The sequence below is a fragment of the Cyclobacterium sediminis genome, assembly GCF_054781075.1.
The window spans coordinates 851,294-867,504 of record NZ_BAAGVC010000003.1; the positions used below are offsets into that span (position 1 = coordinate 851,294).

General features: G+C 35.9%; 14 protein-coding genes. 1 reads left to right on the forward strand and 13 read right to left on the reverse strand.

Features of this window, described 5'->3' with window-relative positions; all coding sequences use genetic code 11:
* Window positions 1–81 precede the first annotated feature (81 nt).
* The 13 genes from ACYVHJ_RS05910 to ACYVHJ_RS05970 form a co-directional block, all read right to left on the reverse strand.
* On the reverse strand, window positions 82–1,134 hold the full coding sequence (locus ACYVHJ_RS05910; protein WP_460513155.1) for an NAD-dependent epimerase: 1,053 nt from the start codon (window positions 1,132–1,134) through the stop codon (window positions 82–84).
* A gap of 35 nt (window positions 1,135–1,169) precedes the next feature.
* Window positions 1,170–2,849, reverse strand: a complete 1,680-nt coding sequence (locus ACYVHJ_RS05915; RefSeq protein WP_460513158.1) for a capsule assembly Wzi family protein — start codon at window positions 2,847–2,849, stop codon at window positions 1,170–1,172.
* Between the two features lie 16 nt (window positions 2,850–2,865).
* On the reverse strand, window positions 2,866–3,330 hold the full coding sequence (pssE, locus tag ACYVHJ_RS05920; protein WP_460513161.1) for a PssE/Cps14G family polysaccharide biosynthesis glycosyltransferase: 465 nt from the start codon (window positions 3,328–3,330) through the stop codon (window positions 2,866–2,868).
* Window positions 3,327–3,824 carry a PssD/Cps14F family polysaccharide biosynthesis glycosyltransferase gene (gene pssD / locus ACYVHJ_RS05925; protein WP_460513163.1) on the reverse strand — a complete coding sequence of 166 codons (498 nt, stop codon included), beginning with the start codon at window positions 3,822–3,824 and terminating at the stop codon, window positions 3,327–3,329. The genes pssE and pssD overlap by 4 nt, the downstream gene beginning before the upstream one ends.
* The gene (locus tag ACYVHJ_RS05930; RefSeq protein WP_460513165.1) at window positions 3,824–4,690 is read right to left on the reverse strand and encodes a glycosyltransferase family 2 protein; all 867 of its coding nucleotides are present in this window, start codon (window positions 4,688–4,690) and stop codon (window positions 3,824–3,826) included. The genes pssD and ACYVHJ_RS05930 overlap by 1 nt, the downstream gene beginning before the upstream one ends.
* A 1-nt stretch (window position 4,691) precedes the next feature.
* Window positions 4,692–5,879: an O-antigen ligase family protein gene (locus ACYVHJ_RS05935; protein ID WP_460513169.1), complete on the reverse strand. Its 1,188-nt coding sequence runs from the start codon at window positions 5,877–5,879 to the stop codon at window positions 4,692–4,694.
* Between the two features lie 10 nt (window positions 5,880–5,889).
* On the reverse strand, window positions 5,890–6,846 hold the full coding sequence (locus ACYVHJ_RS05940) for a glycosyltransferase family 2 protein (RefSeq protein ID WP_460513171.1): 957 nt from the start codon (window positions 6,844–6,846) through the stop codon (window positions 5,890–5,892).
* A complete protein-coding gene (locus ACYVHJ_RS05945) occupies window positions 6,839–7,969 on the reverse strand; it encodes a Wzz/FepE/Etk N-terminal domain-containing protein (RefSeq protein WP_460513173.1) in 1,131 nt (376 codons plus the stop codon). The genes ACYVHJ_RS05940 and ACYVHJ_RS05945 overlap by 8 nt, the downstream gene beginning before the upstream one ends.
* Window positions 7,970–8,010: 41 nt before the next feature.
* Window positions 8,011–8,865 (reverse strand): glycosyltransferase family 2 protein, encoded by an 855-nt coding sequence (locus tag ACYVHJ_RS05950; RefSeq protein ID WP_460513175.1) that lies wholly within the window; start codon window positions 8,863–8,865, stop codon window positions 8,011–8,013.
* A gap of 120 nt (window positions 8,866–8,985) precedes the next feature.
* Entirely contained in the window at window positions 8,986–11,607 is a 2,622-nt protein-coding gene (locus tag ACYVHJ_RS05955) for an SLBB domain-containing protein (protein ID WP_460513177.1), read from the reverse strand.
* Between the two features lie 463 nt (window positions 11,608–12,070).
* The gene (gene gmd, locus ACYVHJ_RS05960) at window positions 12,071–13,210 is read right to left on the reverse strand and encodes a GDP-mannose 4,6-dehydratase (protein ID WP_339901975.1); all 1,140 of its coding nucleotides are present in this window, start codon (window positions 13,208–13,210) and stop codon (window positions 12,071–12,073) included.
* Window positions 13,211–13,253: 43 nt separating this feature from the next.
* Window positions 13,254–14,207 carry a GDP-L-fucose synthase family protein gene (locus ACYVHJ_RS05965; protein WP_339901976.1) on the reverse strand — a complete coding sequence of 318 codons (954 nt, stop codon included), beginning with the start codon at window positions 14,205–14,207 and terminating at the stop codon, window positions 13,254–13,256.
* A 4-nt stretch (window positions 14,208–14,211) separates the two neighbouring features.
* Entirely contained in the window at window positions 14,212–15,207 is a 996-nt protein-coding gene (locus ACYVHJ_RS05970) for a mannose-1-phosphate guanylyltransferase (RefSeq protein WP_460513180.1), read from the reverse strand.
* Window positions 15,208–15,593: 386 nt separating this feature from the next.
* Between ACYVHJ_RS05970 and ACYVHJ_RS05975 the strand changes: the two genes are divergently transcribed.
* Window positions 15,594–16,094, forward strand: coding sequence for a UpxY family transcription antiterminator (locus tag ACYVHJ_RS05975; RefSeq protein WP_339901978.1), 501 nt, complete (start codon window positions 15,594–15,596; stop codon window positions 16,092–16,094).
* Window positions 16,095–16,211: the final 117 nt, after the last annotated feature.

The window sequence follows — 16,211 nt, forward strand, 5'->3', positions numbered from 1 at the left end:
AAGGATTTTGACAAAAATACACATAAGCATCTTACAATATTATAATTACTCTATAAAATTTCATAAAAAAATTATTAGCTACTACACTTTATAATAGCTTTTATACCATTTTACAAATTGATTTACACCATAACTTAACTGGGTATCTGGCCTATAACCTAATTCTTTCTCTATTTCCGTGGTGTCTGCATAGGTAGCAGGAACGTCTCCAGCTTGCAAAGGAAGTAAATTTAAATTGGCTTTCATATTAAGACACTTTTCTATTTCTAATATAAAATCCATTAACCGAATAGGTTTTGAGTTACCAATATTATAAATCGCATAAGGGGCTTTAGATTTACTAATATCACCTTTATCTAAGGTCCAATTAGCATCAGGTTTCGCAGGATTATCTAAAACTTTTACTACACCATTTACGATATCATCCACATAAGTGAAATCTCGTTGCATTTCTCCATAATTGAAAACATCTATAGGTTTTCCTTCAATTATAGCTTTAGTAAACAGAAATAGTGCCATATCTGGTCTACCCCACGGACCATACACTGTAAAAAACCGTAAACCTGTGGTAGCCAGACCAAAAAGGTGGCTATAACTATGTGCCATAAGTTCATTTGACTTTTTTGAAGCAGCATATAAAGAAACCGGATGATCTACATTCTGGTTGATGGAAAAAGGCATTTCAGTATTCAATCCATAAATAGAGCTAGAAGATGCATAGGTTAAATGTTCTACATTATTATGTCTACAGGCCTCCAGTACATTTCCAAAGCCTACTATATTTGACTGAATATAAACATCAGGATTTGTTAAAGAATACCGTACACCTGCTTGTGCGGCTAAATTTACTACCCGCTTAATATTATATTCTTTAAAAAGCTTATCTAAACCTTCTTTATCTTCTAAATTGAGTTTATAAAAAGTATAATTTGGATAAACAGTACTTTTAATTGCTTCCCCATATTTTATTTTATTTGGGACTATTCCAGTTACTCGTAATCGATCATTTTTAAGACTTACATCATAATAGTCATTAATATTATCTAAACCCACTACTTCTTCTCCTTTATCCAACAGTGCTTTAGCTAAATGCATTCCTATGAAACCGGCAGTTCCTGTAATCAAAATACTCATTATAAAATCTTGTAATTATAAGCTAAGAAAAAACTTTATTTGCTTGCATTCATTAAATACACCAAATGAATTTTACTGTGAAATGAAAGCATGTCTTTTCCTTTGGGAAATAACGCGCTGGTAGATGAATCACTTTGCCATTGATAATTTGTACCATTCACCAGTTGGAATTGAGAACCTAGTAAAAAGTTTTTCCATTTTCTATTTGCTTGAATACCAATTGTAAAATCAATCCAAGGTAACATCTCACTATCTTGACCAAATGCTCGGTAATAAAAGTCTTGATGGTTGGCTATCCTTTCCACCATTATCCCCAACTTGTTGAAGTCATCAACAACTGCCACTTCAAAAGTTTGGCTATTACTTCCTGTACCAATGCCTGAACCTAAAGCCTTTCCTCTGTTGGTAAAGCCCCTTACTTGGTAATGTGCTGCCCATGGAGTTCTCCCACCTAGGCCTTCATAACGTATGTATCTATTTACAGATTCCTGCTGATGAAGGATCTCACTACGAATTTGAAGATAGGTGTTTTTCTTGCCAAGAGAGACTAGTTTTTGAAACCCCATTAAATAGGCTCGGGAATGTTCAGGATTCAATATGGCATCTCTCCAGGTCAAGGCATGGTCTCGCCTCCCATACTCTCCATATATTTCAAACTTTGCCTTTTTATTTAAAAATTTAAAAAACAAGGTAGCTTGCTGGTCCCTGGCCTCATTATCAAAAGCCACTGAGTTACCATCTTGAAAAAATTCCTTTTTCTGAAAGGCATCAAAAATAGGAAAATAATCTCGAAATTGGTTACCTTGTTTGGCGTTGTACTGTTGAAATGTCCGAATAAAACCTAAAAATAGTCCAGGAACCCATTTGGGTTGATAACTTATATTAATTGCATTCAAGTATCTCCAACCGTTATCCAATGGAAGAAAAAAGGAATCATTCAGTGCCTCATCTTGTGAGGCTGCCATTCCTGAACTTTCTAACCTACCCATGATCAATTGTCCTTCAAAATGTCCCAGAAAGGTTTTTAGGGGACGGTGGGAGTTTAAGGTAAGGTGAGGAAAACCTTCTGAATTACCGGAAAATGTCAAAGAACTCCATTGTCCCGGTCCCCACCATATAGTACGGGTGGAAATCCCCGTCTCAAAACCTCCTAACCTTGCAGTAAGGCTTGATTGACCCCACCAAAACCTGGTGGAGCTTCCTTCGGCAAGTAACTCAGGCTTGTCGTTTCTATTCCAGTAATGGAATCTATCGTTTAAAACTTGGGTAGGAAAATCGCTTCCAAACCCTTGATATCTTTTGTTCTGGGCAAAAACGAATTCAGGTTGAACCTGAAGGTGTAAAAATCCAAGTCTACCATAAACTCCGGCACTAATATATTGTTCGTACCCTCTTCCATTGTGCATACCAAACCCACCATAGCCATAAGGTCTTTTACTGTTGTACAATAAGGTTGACTGTATCGGGAATACAGAATAGCTTATCTCACTTTCTGACTTTTTTTGAGGAGATAAGAACAAGGATTGAAGAGAAAGGTCAGGCCTTAAACCGTCCTGCTTAAGCGAATCCAATCCTCCTATTAGCAGTTGCTCCCTCCTGCCATACTCTTCCAAAATAGCTGTGCCAGGGGCAAGATTCTGAGAAAAAGCATTGATTATCCCGAAAAAGAAGATCAGAATACTTACCCCCTTTTGTAATTGATATTTGTTTGTCATTTATTTATCCCTGCTATTACTTGTTTTCAAGATCCCCTGTACAAAAAGACATTATTTCTCGGGTTTTATCAAAATCATGTTTTTCAAAAATCTTCATTTCAGACCGTGTTGCGCTCTGCATTCCTTGAGGTAATTCCGAGAAATCCTTTACAGAAATAGCATACCCATTAGCTGCCATATAACTCGCTATATCTAACTGATGATTATCAATTCTTTCCGTATTTGGAACTATTATTATTTTCTTTTTCATTTCCAGCAACTTATAAATAGTTCCTGCTCCTGCATGACAAATCACCAAATTAGAGGCTTTATAATAGGTATTAATATCAGGGCTAAATCTAAAATAGGGAAAGTTGACGGGTATGTATTTTCCATCAGCTATTTGAAAAGTGAATGCATGTGATAGCCCCGCAAATGTTTCATCCAAATACTTAATTAAGGAGTCAAACCTGGTTGTTCCTACGGTAACCAAAACTTTCATAATAATCCTGAATAAATGGCTTTAGGGTAAAATTTTTTTAAGGACTTGTTCTGTATATAGAATTTATCGGCAATTCTGTACATCACTTTTCCCGCATATGACTGGGTTTCAAAACGTGACCAAGTTTCAATAAAAACTATTTTTGTACGTTTTAATTTAAATAAAATAGAAAAAGGAATGGCCAACCCCGGACCCGTTGAAATAACAGAAAGAACTTTGTAATTCTTATTGATTTTAGCAAAACAGGAAATAAAATTTAAGTACTTTCTAGGAGCACTAAACAAATTCATAAAAGAAAAATACTTGTTTCTAAACGGGGGTTGTTCATAGGTCTCAATAATATCAGGGTGAATAATAGAGGCATCACTTTCAGTAATCCCAATGAAGCTTGCTTTTCCCTCCTCATACTCCTTATTAATTTTTGCTAATAATTTGTCCATTTGGGCTCTGTGCCCTCCTGAACCATAAATCAAAAGTATAACTTTAGGTTTCATTATTTACCTAGTAGTTTATAAAAAAATCTATTTTTAAAGTATTTAATAGCAAGAGGGTCTTCAATCCTATCAATCTTCTGCTTAGCTGATTTCTTATAACCATTGATATATTGTCTTGCATCTTCCTTTTTTCCTAAAAGATACATCCTGGAAGCTCCGGCTAGCACATACAAAAACGGGACATGCCGCATATAGGCAGACTTGCCATAATACTCAAAACCAAATTTTGCACCACGTTGCCTTAGGCTAACCTCTAGTTCGGGAAAAGACTGAACCTTCCAACCTAACATAATGGCCCTGGCAGCAGACACAGAGTCCTGCGAAACAGATATAGAATAATCTGTTTGATCCAGACATGCCCTTCGCCAAACTCTAAAACCACTTGGAGCGAAGCTTTTGTTGACATAGCTAGTGATGATTTCATTCCCATAATCTTCCTGTTGCTTTGCTGCCGAAGCAATTCCTAGTTTGGGATTTTTCTCAAATTTATTTAATAATATCTCATAGTATGCCTTTTCAGGGAAAACGTCACTATCCAAAATTCCTACAAACTCATATTTCGATACTTTCTCATGTGTTAAAATCTTATTCAACCCAAATTTAATAATTCGGCTATATTTTGGTCCCAGGGCATAAGATTGATCCTCATCTTCATAATTAATCAACTGAATGCTGGTATTTTCGAAAGCTGTGCCATGCTTTTTTATTTCTTCTTCAAATACTTGAACAGTATTGTCTGTACTCCCATCATTTATAAAAATCCATAAATTGGGCCTTTTTGTTTGTCCAGCCATACTACCCACTAATTTCGGGATATTTTTGGCCTCATTTTTTGCCGGTGTTACAATAGCAAGTTTTCCTGTCATTTTAAACGAACGCTTTTGATTCTTTATGCTTTTCTTCTTTATGCATGATAGCTATGATAGTTAAGAACAGCCACCAAAGTGTGCTCAACACTACAATATTACCAACAATCATTCCTAAATAAATTGCAGCTAAAGCAGCATATATGGCATAGTAATAGGAGGAACTTTGTTCAATTGCATTTTTTCTTATTCTAAAGAGACCATAATACATCCCATATAAAAACAGAATAAAACCGAGCAAGCCAAATTCCAAAAGTATGCGCAAATAATCATTGTGAGGCTCCCTTATACTACTTTCCAAAAAGTAAGGGCTGATTAGAGAGGCGTACTCTAAGCCCATACCGGTGTACAAACCATCCTTTTCAACAAGTTCATCGTACATAAGCTTCCATGTAACGATCCTCCATACTAAGGAACTCCCACCACCAGCTTTATTTTCTGCAAGCCTTTCCGAGATAGCTGTTACATCTGTTAATTCTTTTACTCTATTTTGCATTAAAAACCCTGCTCCTGCTATAAAAACGGGAAAAACTAGAATGGCCACCACTTTTTGCCACCTTCTGGCATAATGAGATAAAAAAAGAAATAGAACCAAAAGCAAACTAATTACTCCACCCATCCCTCCAAGAAACGCCGACAAGAGGAAGATAAAAAAAGCTGAAATATACCTTTTATAGACGATCAATAAAATAGAGAAATAGGGTACAAGAAAATAGCTAAAATGATTTGAATTAATAAAGGTCCCACTCGGCCTTGGCATACCCATAAATAAAAATTGGACAAATGCCAAAGCACTTTCAATTAAAACAATAATTGTATATAACAAGAAAATTTGCTTGAAAGAGACCTTGCTGTAATAAGCCAAAATAAACATGGCGAAATAGGAAAAATAGCGAATTACCCCCCTAATGGTATACAGTGGTTCACCATGTATTACCGAGGCATTGATAAAGGCATATCCAATTAGAATGAAAAATAAGGATGAATAAAGTAACAGGTATTTGGGTAACTTTAACTTAAAAATTAACAATAAAAAAAAACATCCAAGCAAAGCTAGGCCAATGACAGCACCAAATCCCGCTCTGTCTACGAGAACTCTCAAAAAGAGCAATACCATTATTAAAACAGAGAAAAAATCCCACTGTAGGATTTTTTTTAACTGAATGCTATTCGGAAGTGATAATTTCAAATGTCTAGTATTAATCGTATTTGGCTTTACTCGCCCACCGGTATATTCGCTTGCTAATTGTGGAAGGTAAAATAGAGCTTAATGTGATCACTAGACCTTTTCGGGTGAGGTATTTCCACTTTACTTTACCCCATAATGAACCCGGGTTTCTCCCTACCCTTAATGTTTGTAGCCACCTACTCACAATTCTAGCATTTAAAAACTGGAATAAAAGCCTGATTATTTGCTTATCTGTGATTGAAGAAGCCAAATGTTTCACTGTAGTTGCTTCACAGCCCATTTCAAACCCTTCTACTTTGGTTACCATATTTACCGAATCCCTGTGGTATACCACAGTTAATTCTGGGGACCAAATGGCTAATTCACCATAAAAAATTGCCCTTAACCAAGTATCTACATCTCCTCCTCTTTTACACCTGCCTTCTGGAAAACCTCCTATATCCTTAAGCAATTTCTTCTGAAAACCTACAGCTCCGGTCCAGAATGGTGGTGCACCCATGATACTATTCTTTAAATAAGCCTTGATTTCAATTTCGTGAACGCCTCTGGCTTTGTGCTTTATGTGATAACTGTTAGGGAAAAATCTTCCTTCCTTATTTTCTTCAAAATTATCCGTCCATGAGCTGGATATAATTTTAGCTTTTGGCTGAAATTTAATTAACTCAAAAAAAGTTTCTAAATGATTGTCTAACCATTCATCATCAGCATCCAGAAAGACAGCCCAATCGTATTTGGCTTTAGCAATCCCCAAGTTTCTTGCTGCATAACCTCCCGGGCCTGGTTCATTTCTTTGGAATACTTGAATTCTATTATCGCTGTAAGTTTTCGCCTTCTCTAAGCTTCCATCGGTAGACCCGTCGTCCACTAACAATAGTTCCCATTCTTTAAATTTCTGATTTAAGACCGAATTAATGGAACGGTCTAAGTGTGGAAATTTATTGTAAATAGGGATTATTACACTAAACATTCGTAAAATGTATGGTTAGCATTCTTAAAACTAGAAGCCCAAAAAAGAATAATAGACCAATAATTCCACCTAATATCAGGAATACAATACTTAATAATACAATTTTCGGTTCACTTGGAGAGGTAGGCAGTTGAGGTTTCTGGAATACCGTCATTAGAGGAGTAGCATTTTGCACTTTGATGCGAGCTTGCTCCATTTGTTGCGCCAGAGAATTATAGAGGCTAAACTCAAGATTGAAATCAGCCAAAAGCCTATCCTCTTCGGTTTTTAATAACTGAGAGTTTATCCCCCTATTACTATCTCTAAAGTTGGCCAATTTCATTTGAGTTTGCTCCACCCTGTTTTTAGCTTCGTTGGAACGTTCTTTAATAAATTCAAAATTCTGGACGTCCTTATCTAGTATTATTTTGGTTAAATATGCTTTGAGAAACCTACTTAAAATCTCGTTGAACTGGGCGCTTGCCAAAGGTTCCGGCATTTTGGTTTGAATTACTAATAAGCGTTCTTCTTTTTCCACGTCTATTCGAGTCCTAAGCTGCGCAATTGTTTTCCTCTCTTTGGGATCAAATGCTAAAATAGCTTCCTCTTCATGGTTCTTTTCTGCATTTAAATCAACATCTGTTTCAACAGAACTGGATGAAAACACAGACTTCAGTTTGCTGGGCAACCTCACCAAGTGATAATAAAAATTGTGTTTTTCATATTCATTGACAAATTGCAATAGGGTAATACTGTCTCCAGCTTCCTCATAATATACTTTCTCGTACATAAGGCGTTTTAAAAAGTCACTTTCTAAAACAAGATCAGGGATCAGTTCTGGCGGTAAGGCTTCAGTGTTTTGATTTCCTATTCCTAAATTACCCAGACCGGAAATGGATGCCAAGCCTCCCAAAGCTTTGGAGTTGATACCATTTGACTGTTCCATTAACAATTTGGATGTAGTAGTATATTCATCAGAAGACGTAAAAATATAGACCAAGCCTAAGGTGAACACCGTTATGGCTACGATAATTATCCACTTTTTAAAAGCTATGATTTCATTGATCAAGTCTTTAATAAGAATTTCTTCTTCACGAAGAGATTTCTTAATAAATTGATCCATGTGGGAAATGTACTTTTTCATATTCGGAATTAACAGCTTATTATAATAGATAAAGGGTTATTTTACAAGACTAAATTTTTTACAGCTTTCAACCATAGCAAGAGGTTTGATACTTGCCCTTTTCTTAAAAAAATGAAAAACGACCTAATATAAAATCTCCAAAAAACTTTAATAAAAAGTAATTTAAATTTTTTATCAGAATTTAAATTCATCCTATGAACTGCAATTAATTTATATCCCTCACGCTCGTCCTCTTTACTATTTTCAAAATTTGATTTTATACTATTGGGATGGATTCTCCTAAGACAAGTAACTTCATTCAAGGAATCGTATCTGGCTCCTTCCATTAGTATTCGAGAAAAGAATTCCCATTCCTGATTTCTTTTAAGTAAAGGATCAAATAATTGCTTTTGATTCTTTAAAAAGGAAGCCAAGAATAGTGGGCCGGGTGTTAAAAATCGGATGTTATAGTTTAAACTATCAATAGCTGGAGTAAGTGATTCTGTTTTATAAGTAGGGGTTTCCCAGTTATCAGGAGTAGTAAAATCAGCCATTTTCGAAACTATAAAATCTAAATTTTTCCTGGAAGTCAAAAAGTCCACCTTTATTTTCAGCATTGAAGGTAGCATCAAATCATCAGAATCAAAAAACTGTATAAATTCACCAATTGCTAAATTAACTCCATAATTCCTACAGGATGGAGCCCCTTTTTTTAATGTTTTAGGTCTGGAGTAAACTTTGATTCTTGGTTCAGTTAAAGCTATGTTATTCATAACTTCTAAACTTTTGTCTGTAGAATGGTCATCAACCAATAAACATTCCCAATCCTGATAAGTTTGGTTGTTAATACTGTTTAAGGTCTCTATTATTAGTTTTTCCCTATTATAAACCGGTATAACAATGGATATTTTTGCCATTAGACTAAAAGTGCTTTAAACAATAGAAATAGGTTCCACAGATCATTTTACACCTTATATTTATTTTCAATTTAGCCTTTTGAAAAACTTTTATAGATGATAAACAGAGGTTTATTTCTTTTAGTTGGATATCCTATCTATCAAAATCCCTAAAGTTGCAAGACTTGATGCAATTCCTATCCAAGCTTGGACAGACATTGGTTCACGCTTTGGCTTTTGAGGAACTATAATTTCAGCTCCGGGCTCAATTTTTGGAAAAAAGTTAAAAAACAGAAACTTATTAGTTCGATGGACATCTCCATTGGCATAGACTACGTAAGCTCTAGATTTTCTAGCCTGTTCGGTAAAGCCTCCGGCCCTTGATATATAATTTCTAAAACCGCGTGACATGTCATATCTAGCCGTTGTTGGGTAGAGCACTTCTCCTCTCATTCTGACTGTTTGTAGCTCTTTTGGAATACTGATCACATCCCCCTCTTGCAATATCAAGTCATACTTGGAACCGGGTTGAGCAAGAATTTTCATAAGATCAATACCTATAAGCTCTTTATCTCTCGTGGCTACTTCCATTACCGTGCTGTCTCCCTCACCCAAGAATTGATATTTATCTTCGGAAATACTATCGGACTGTTTTAACTTCTCATTGGTTTTTCTCTCTTCTTGCACCAAAAGTTCCATTCTATTATCTATCCTTTCTAAAAGTTTCCCTTCAGCTTCAGCATTTTCAATTTCATCTTCACGGATGATGTTCCTATGTAAGGACTCCAATTGCTCAAGCTTTATATTTTCCTCGGTCTCGGTTTTAAAAAACTCCGTTCTCCTTATTAAGGTAGCTCCTTTAGGGTAGGCATAATTATTCAGCCCCCCGGCCCTCTTCAGCACATCGGAAATTCTTTCATCTCTTTTTTCAAGGGTAAAGCCTCCGGGGTAAAAAACTTCGCCTTCAACATACACAATTTTTTCTTCTTGAAAGCCCGGACTTTTTCTAACAAATACATGATCAAATGGCTCTAAAATAATTTCTCTCTCCGATTCACTGATTTTTAAGTTTTCATCAATGGATACCGTTAATATTTTTGCTATTTCACCCCCAACTTCCCCCTTCACTCTTCTGGCTATTTCAATATTGGCGCTAGATGCAGACTCTTTAAAACCACTGGCTTTGGTAATCAAATCGGCAACGGTCATGTTTTTTGCATATTGGAAAACCCCTGTTCTATTTACTTCTCCTGAAATTTGAACATAATATTCTTCTTTCAGGTCATACTTACTTGGAATGTTTAATATATCTTCTCGCACAAGAGGTACATCTACTGCATCTCCGGTAAGAATTTCACCCAAATCTAAGGTTAACACTTCCATGGTAAAATCCGGGTTGGTTCGGTATAAGGTGGCTCTTTCAGAAAAAGCATCTCCTCTAAGTCCTCCTGCGATCTCTACTAGAGACTTTACGGTCATACCTTCAGTAATAGCAAATTCACCAGGTCTGAAAACAGCTCCTGAAACCTGGACCCTGTTATCGTATCTTTCAAGTATACTACCTACCACAAATAAATCTCCATCCTTGATAGAAAAGGAATCAAATTCCTTATTGAAAATATTATCTACTCTCAAATTTTGATTGGTGGTTCTTTTAACTGTTATAAGCTCTTTGTATGCCTCGCTTTTGAAACCTCCAGCAAAAGCCAATAAATCATGGATATTTTCATCCCCTTTGACTTCAAATAGCCCTGGTCGGCGTACAGGCCCCTCCAGTTCCACTCTTATTTGGATGGGAGGAACAATCACTACATCATTGTCTTGTAAGACAATATTCCCTTTTGAATTCCCATTAACCAAAAAATCATAAACATCAACCTGTCCCACAGATTTGCTGTCTCTATAAACCTGAATATTTCTAAACGATCCAATTTCATTTGGCCCACCTGCCAAATAAAGGGCATTGAAAACATTTGCAAAGGATGGCAAAGTATAAGTTCCCGGTTTGTTTAGTTCTCCGGCCATAGTGACCTGAATACTCCTAATATTTCCAACCCGCAGTTGTAAAAATGTATTTGGGTTTGATCCTTTCAATCCTGAGTAAATTTGTGCCAATGCATTTTTAACCCTTAATCTAGCGCTTTCCACACTGGCACCTCCTATATTAACAGGCCCAACATTTGGGATTAAAATTTTACCTTCAGGGGAAACCGTCATGTCAAAAGTTGCCTGAGATGCACCATACACATCTACTAAGATTTGATCGCCTGTCCCCAGTATATAACTTTCCGGTGTAGGGATATTTAAATTAGGATTGAAATTCAATTCTTGGTTGTGAAACAAAGTATAGCCAAAAATCTTTTTTTGTTGAGGACTTAAATCATAATAGGGATCAGCTTTTCTCAAGCTATCAAAAACATTTGGCTGCATGGTTGCACCCACTACCTCTCTCTGACTATTTCTACCGCTACCTTTACCGGCTACTGATTCATTGTTTCCTTTCTTCAAGGAATCAATTCGCTGTCGCAATTTGGCAATCTCAGATGCCGGCATACCTTTCTCTCTGGCCATGGCTTCCAGTTGTATTTCATTCATACCGGAAGATTCTGCCCGTTTTATCAACTGCTCAATCTGAGCATCCGACAGCTCATCAACTTTAAGATTTTGAATGTCTTGAATAGATTGGCTATAACCAATTGACCCAATAAAAAGAAGAAATATTATCGGTGAAAATCTTAATTTATGGATGAATTTACTGATCATTTTATAGATTCTTTAAATTAAAGGAAAAATGAAAACTGATGGAGAATTGTGCTTACAAAAACCTACAGCTTCGCCACCTCAGTTACATTTAGTAATAGAGTATTCCATCATTGAAATGGTCCAATCGTACCAAAAATTGGCCCTATTCAAATTACCCCACAAAAGTAAGCAATACCTATGGAATTAACATAAAATGGATTTTTTAAATCCATAGTCAAGCTAATCAACATTTAATTGAACCTTATACAAAAGAAAGAGAACATAGGTAAATACGGAATCTCATTTTTAAGGTTTGTGAAAGACAAAAGGCTCTTTACCCCTGCATCTTAAGGATAGGCGAAAAGTGAATTACAACACTGGAGTAATTGGCTTTAACACAAAGTTTAACAACGGTAAAAACATAAAGGAGCAAAACAAATAAATGTTTTGCTCCTTATTATATAAAGTAAATTTAAAGAACTGACTACTCTGCTTGATTCAATACTTTATGCCCACCTTTCATTAGGTGCACATCTCTCTTAAACAAACTGACATCAGAAAGTACCATGTCTTCTACCAAGAGTTTTAGATCATATTTTGGTTTCCAGTCCAGTTTGGTCATTGCCTTATTAGGGTCACCAATTAATAAGTCAACCTCTGTAGGTCTAAAATATGCCGGATCCACATTAACCAAAACATCCCCCTTTTTCACGTTGAAAGTTGAAGTCCCCAAAACCTCAAAGGCTTTTTCTTTGTCAATGGATTCTAAAATCCCTTTTTCATCCAAGCCTTCACCTTCAAACTTTAAGGTAAACCCGACTAATTCAAAAGCCATTCTAATAAAGTCTCTTACTTTGGTAGTCACGCCAGTAGCAATTACATAATCTTCAGGTTCATCCTGCTGAAGAATTCTCCACATGGCATCAACATAATCCTTAGCATGTCCCCAATCTCTTTTGGCATCTAAGTTTCCCATAAAAAGCTTATCTTGAAAACCCAATGCAATTTTTGCAACAGCTCTGGTGATTTTCCTGGTCACAAAAGTTTCACCTCTTAAAGGAGATTCGTGGTTGAATAGGATACCATTACAAGCATACATACCGTATGCTTCTCTGTAATTTACAGTTATCCAATAACCATATAGTTTTGCAACGGCGTAAGGAGACCTGGGATAGAATGGAGTAGTCTCTGATTGAGGAACTGCCTGAACCAAACCATAAAGCTCGGAAGTAGATGCCTGATAGATTTTGGTGGTTTTCTCCATTCCCAAAAGGCGAACAGCTTCCAAAATCCTTAAGGTGCCTATGCCATCAGCATTTGCTGTATATTCCGGCGTATCAAAGCTCACTTTCACATGACTCATGGCTGCCAGATTGTAAATCTCATCCGGTTTGGTTTCTTGGATGATCCTCGTCAAATTCATTGAATCTGTCAAGTCACCATAATGAAGGAATAAACGCTTGTCATCCTCGTGTGGGTCTTGATACAAGTGATCAATCCTATCCGTATTAAACAAAGAGGATCTTCTTTTTATTCCGTGAACAATATATCCTTTTGACAATAAAAGTTCTGCAAGATAAGCACCATCCTGACCTGTTATACCTGTAATTAACGCCGTTTTCATAGACATCTAAATTAATGAGCTGTTAAATAAATAAATTCTATAGTTAAAGTTTCACTTGTTTATATTGGCCGATATTATTCAAAAACCATTGGTAGGTTTCCTTAACACCTTCTTCAAGGCCAATTTTTGCCTGCCAACCGGCATCAGACATTTTACTTACATCCATTAATTTACGTGGAGTACCGTCCGGTTTCTCACTATCCCACTCAATTTTTCCGGTATGTCCTGTAATTTTTTGGATCAGTTCTGCTAGAGATTTTATGGTTAAATCTTTCCCAGTACCTACATTGTAAAGGTTATCTTTAAAGCTGTTTTCGACTGCAAATACGACTGCATCTGCCATATCATTTACATGCAAAAACTCTCTCATTGGAGAACCTGATCCCCAAAGAGTAACAGGTTTGTGGCCATTTTCTTTGGCTTCATGAAATTTTCTGATCATGGCGGGCAACACATGTGAAGTCTCCAAATCAAAATTATCGTAAGGCCCATAGAGATTAGTAGGCATTAAACTAATAAAGTCTTTGCCATATTGTTTACGAATTGCATCACAGGCTTTTACTCCCGTAATTTTTGCTAGTGCATACCATTCGTTAGTCGGCTCCAATGAGGAGGTTAGTAGGCTATCTTCTTTTAAAGGTTGCGGTGCCAACTTGGGATAAATACAAGAACTTCCCAAGAAGATAAATTTTTCCACACCATACTGATGGGAATAATTGATCAAATTATTTTGAATCAACATATTCTCCATAAGAAAAGTATAAGGATAATTATTATTGGCCAATATTCCTCCTACTCTCGCTGCAGCATCAATTACTATTTGAGGCTTTTCTTTTTCAAAAAAATCCTTAACCGCTTGCTGATTGGTCAAATCCAGATATTTACTACTAAAGCCAATTATATTTGTATATCCCTTACTTTCAAGTGACCTATGGATCGCAGAACCCACCATTCCACGGTGTCCTGCAATATAAATTTTAGTGTTATTATTTACCATTTCCTTAACTTAGTAATCTCGGATTTTCCTTTTCTAATCTTTCATATACTTTTTTAACATCTTGAGCATTACTCCGGTTCAATACAAGAATAGCATCCTTAGTCTCCACCAACACAACATCTTCCAAGCCCACAAATTCAACATGCTTGCCAGAGCCCAATACTAAATTGCCACCTACCTTTTCTTTGCTTCCTTCTGGATAATAATCAAACAAGGCTTCAAAGGACCCCATATCTGACCATGAAAAGCTTGAAGGTACAACTTTAATTTTATTCGATTTCTCCATCACTGCATAATCCACGCTGATCGATGGAATGTTCATGCTTAAATCTAGTGGTAAAAAGCCATCTTTAGCATTTTCTAAAGCAACTAAGGAAGTTTCATAAACTTCTGGCTCATGTTTTTTCAGTTCGTTCAGGTAAGTACCTGCTTCAAAACAGAACATGCCACTATTCCAAAGAAAGTTACCTTGTTCCAAATACGATTCAGCTTGCGCTAGTCCAGGTTTTTCTCTAAAGCTAATTACATCATTCCCCTCATGCTCAATGTATCCAAATCCGGTTTCGGGTTTATTGGGAATAAGTCCAAAAGTAACCAAAAAACCCTTTTTGGCCATGTCAATGGCCTGATCTATTGATGCATCATAAACTTCCTGATCTCCAATTAAATGATCTGAAGGAGTAACCAACATGATCGCATCTTCTGGTAATGACGACGCTGCAAATGCTATGGCAGCAGCGGTATTTCGTGGCGCAGCTTCAACCAATTCCAAATAATCGGCGTTTTCATTTTTATTTAATATATCTCTTGAGAGTTGGTAATTGTCCACTCCCCCCACCACCATTACTTGGTTACATACTTTTGAATTTCTAATAACAGTTTTCTCAAAAAGTGATTGCCCTTCAAAAATGGGAAGATATTGTTTAGGCTTACTTTTCCTGGAAAGAGGCCACAGCCTACTGCCAACTCCTCCTGATAATATTACATTAACGATTTTCATGAATTTGCATTTTCACTGTTATTGGTAGACCATAACCTATCCGACTACCTTTCCACAAAATATAATCAATTAAAATTTAAAATAGGTTCTTTAATATTTTTCAAAAATACTTGGTAACAACAAAAATACCTAAAAAAATTAAAGGCTTTTTAATTTGTTAAAACCAAATTAAGATGGAATTGAAGCCACGTACAAAAGTAATTAAAAATTGAATATCATATTAATAATTTTTCAAATAGCTATATCATATATTTAAAATGCGTTTTTTATTATTTGTAGTGAATTTCTATGGTTGCTTATCAGTATAATTATTTATTTTTATCCATTCAAATTTGAAGTATGGCCGATATTTTCGGTACTTTCGGTTTTTAACCCTTAGTAAAAAAATGACTGAAAAGCTTAACTGGTACGTAATGTACACCGCCCCAAGAGCAGAAAAAAAAGTAGCGGAAAGGCTAAAAGAAAAAGGCACAGAAGTATACCTCCCTATGGTTGAAGAAATTAGACAATGGAGTGATCGAAAGAAAAAAATTCAAAAACCCTTATTTAACGGATACGTTTTCGTTCATACTAGTAAAGAAAGATTATGGGAATCTCTTCAAGTTACGGGTGCTGTAAAGTTTATCAACTTTTCCGGAGAACATTCTTATATAAGGCAAGAAGAAATTGAAACCATTCAGCGTATCATTGATACAGGGGTTTCGGTAGAAGTAGATACAGACAATATTGAGAAAGGAGAAATGGTAAAAATTCTTGGCGGGCCTTTACAAGGCTTACAAGGAGAATGCATTAAAAAGTCTAATCAAGATTACTTTATCATCCGCATTCCTAGTATCAATCAAAGTATGCTAGTGAATGTTCCAAGAAAATTTTTGAAAATCATCTGATAAATATTATCAATTCATTAATAAAGCACAATATTTTTAATAACTTGTGCCACCGATGGCAGTTTTTGGTTTCATATTGTTAAAAAACCACTAATATAATCACTCTAAACACATCCT

Coding starts and splice junctions, on each gene's coding strand:
- ACYVHJ_RS05910 (WP_460513155.1), bottom strand. CDS start 1,134: ATGAGTATTTTGATTACAGGAACTGCCGGTTTCATAGGAATGCATTTA.
- ACYVHJ_RS05915 (WP_460513158.1), bottom strand. CDS start 2,849: ATGACAAACAAATATCAATTACAAAAGGGGGTAAGTATTCTGATCTTC.
- pssE (WP_460513161.1), bottom strand. CDS start 3,330: ATGAAAGTTTTGGTTACCGTAGGAACAACCAGGTTTGACTCCTTAATT.
- pssD (WP_460513163.1), bottom strand. CDS start 3,824: ATGAAACCTAAAGTTATACTTTTGATTTATGGTTCAGGAGGGCACAGA.
- ACYVHJ_RS05930 (WP_460513165.1), bottom strand. CDS start 4,690: ATGACAGGAAAACTTGCTATTGTAACACCGGCAAAAAATGAGGCCAAA.
- ACYVHJ_RS05940 (WP_460513171.1), bottom strand. CDS start 6,846: ATGTTTAGTGTAATAATCCCTATTTACAATAAATTTCCACACTTAGAC.
- ACYVHJ_RS05945 (WP_460513173.1), bottom strand. CDS start 7,969: ATGAAAAAGTACATTTCCCACATGGATCAATTTATTAAGAAATCTCTT.
- ACYVHJ_RS05950 (WP_460513175.1), bottom strand. CDS start 8,865: ATGGCAAAAATATCCATTGTTATACCGGTTTATAATAGGGAAAAACTA.
- ACYVHJ_RS05955 (WP_460513177.1), bottom strand. CDS start 11,607: ATGATCAGTAAATTCATCCATAAATTAAGATTTTCACCGATAATATTT.
- gmd (WP_339901975.1), bottom strand. CDS start 13,210: ATGAAAACGGCGTTAATTACAGGTATAACAGGTCAGGATGGTGCTTAT.
- ACYVHJ_RS05965 (WP_339901976.1), bottom strand. CDS start 14,207: ATGGTAAATAATAACACTAAAATTTATATTGCAGGACACCGTGGAATG.
- ACYVHJ_RS05970 (WP_460513180.1), bottom strand. CDS start 15,207: ATGAAAATCGTTAATGTAATATTATCAGGAGGAGTTGGCAGTAGGCTG.
- ACYVHJ_RS05975 (WP_339901978.1), top strand. CDS start 15,594: ATGACTGAAAAGCTTAACTGGTACGTAATGTACACCGCCCCAAGAGCA.